Raw genomic sequence first — 626 nt, forward strand, 5'->3', positions numbered from 1 at the left:
TAGCGATTGCGCATGCCTTTGCTCCCCAAGACACGATTCGATAGCTCATGGGAGAAAGTGCCTGCTGGATCGCTGGAGCGCGCTGCTGCACGCTCAGCGGCAGCAATCGACTCCCGCACATCATAATTGACGATGTCCAGATTTGACTGTGCACTTTCGCTGGTGCTGCCGGTATCGTGGCTTTCAAAGCCTACCCTCGCACCGAAACGTCCCACCGTGGCGCGGTCCGTTTTCTCGACGGGCCCCGTTGGCGCCCGCCGCCCCCGGCTTGGAGTGCTGCCGCGACCGCCAGTCGTTTCAGTATCGGAAACACTGACGTCCCGGCCCACGTCGACGCCAAGGCTGGTTCCCATCGTCGTCTGATCTTGGGCCAATCGTGACACGGACCGCTGCCACCCAGTCTGGGCCATGATCGCCTGCACATCACGCTGGAGCGTGTCGGCGACCTGCGGCTTCAGCCGCCATTCGCCCTTGCGGTCCATCTCGAACCCGCCGCGCAGCCAGTTGGAGAGCATGGCCTGGCCTTCCGCACCGCCGCCCATGAAATGCTCGATCGTATCCGATCCCGCCTGCTTGCCGGCTTCGAACCGCGTGCTGGTGTCGCTGCGCGCCGATTGGCTGAAATC

Annotated in this window: 1 pseudogene; it reads right to left on the reverse strand. The window is 63.4% G+C overall.

Features of this window, described 5'->3' with window-relative positions:
* Window positions 1-626: pseudogene (locus QHC67_RS19020) on the reverse strand (conjugal transfer protein TraG); the annotation flags it as partial.

Source organism: Sphingobium sp. (genome assembly GCF_033795625.1).
Taxonomy (GTDB): Bacteria; Pseudomonadota; Alphaproteobacteria; order Sphingomonadales; family Sphingomonadaceae; genus Sphingobium.